Genomic DNA, 352 nt, shown 5'->3' with positions numbered 1-352 from the left:
TGGGTCGTGAAGGATTCGAACCTTCGACCAATTGGTTAAAAGCCAACTGCTCTACCGACTGAGCTAACGACCCATCTGCTATATCTCACTGATTTCAACACCTGAGTGTTCACTTTCAGCAAAGTGGTGGTTCGTATCGGATTACAACCAATCGACCGACTGGTTAAAAGCCAACTGCCCTCGCACTTACAAGAAGCGACTGAGCCAACGACCATCTAGGTACTGCGATTTGTCTTTATCTAAGCTGATGCAGATAAAGTGGTGGGTCGTGAAGGATTCGAACCTTCGACCAATTGGTTAAAAGCCAACTGCTCTACCGACTGAGCTAACGACCCATCTGGTATATCTCACT

At 46.9% G+C, this 352-nt stretch carries 3 tRNA genes; all 3 read right to left on the bottom strand.

The features are described from left to right. A tRNA-Lys gene (locus tag LZP73_RS19495) sits at window positions 1-73 on the bottom strand. A gap of 51 nt (window positions 74-124) precedes the next feature. Continuing rightward, window positions 125-213: transfer RNA gene (locus LZP73_RS19490), tRNA-Lys, on the bottom strand. Window positions 214-259: 46 nt separating this feature from the next. Continuing rightward, window positions 260-335 (bottom strand) — tRNA-Lys (locus LZP73_RS19485). Between the last annotated feature and the right edge of the window lie 17 nt (window positions 336-352).

The organism is Shewanella sp. AS16, from assembly GCF_021412365.1.
GTDB classification, from domain to species: domain Bacteria; phylum Pseudomonadota; class Gammaproteobacteria; order Enterobacterales; family Shewanellaceae; genus Shewanella; species Shewanella salipaludis.
This window is presented reverse-complemented; position numbering and strand designations above follow the sequence as displayed.